Annotated in this window: 1 pseudogene; it reads right to left on the minus strand. The window is 46.6% G+C overall.

Annotation, left to right across the window (positions count from 1 at the left end):
• Window positions 1-522, minus strand: a pseudogene (locus EAO33_RS08915) (hypothetical protein); the annotation flags it as partial.
• Between the last annotated feature and the right edge of the window lie 15 nt (window positions 523-537).

The raw sequence follows: 537 nt of genomic DNA on the forward strand, positions 1-537 counted from the left end.
AGCGCGCAAGTGGGTTTTAAACTCGCTGACACTATGGGACTTGTGTAGCGCGCTTTTTAGATGATGCCTTAAAGCTGCTCCGCTCACCTTATCGTTTAACATTTTGGCAAAGGGGATATAGGGCAGAGTGCGCACTAGAGTGTCAAAGAGAACTTTAGTGATCTGGTATTGTGTAGCCCCCTGCACAGAAGTCGCAATAGAACTACCCATCTTGCCCCCCGTGGTGGGCTTGAGGGCTTGGGCTAGACTAGCATCTTGGTTGAAAAGCCTGTTGAAATCTTGGGCGATCTCTATGAAGTCCTTTGCGCCCTGTGATTGAAAGGTGCCCCCTTTGAGCGCGTCTAATCTCTTAAAAAAGGCTTGGCTATCAAAGACGCTTAAATCTTGCTCTTGGATCAGACTTTTTTCAAAAAGGCGGTTTAACATGTGCAATTCTAAGACTTGGCGATTCTGTGGGCTAAGAGAGCGCGTAAGTTGGCTAAAATTATCTAAATTATCTCCCTGCCCTTTGGCAAACTTCATCAAGCTATCTAGCGC

It is taken from the genome of Helicobacter labacensis, assembly GCF_003660285.1.
Lineage (GTDB): Bacteria > Campylobacterota > Campylobacteria > Campylobacterales > Helicobacteraceae > Helicobacter > Helicobacter labacensis.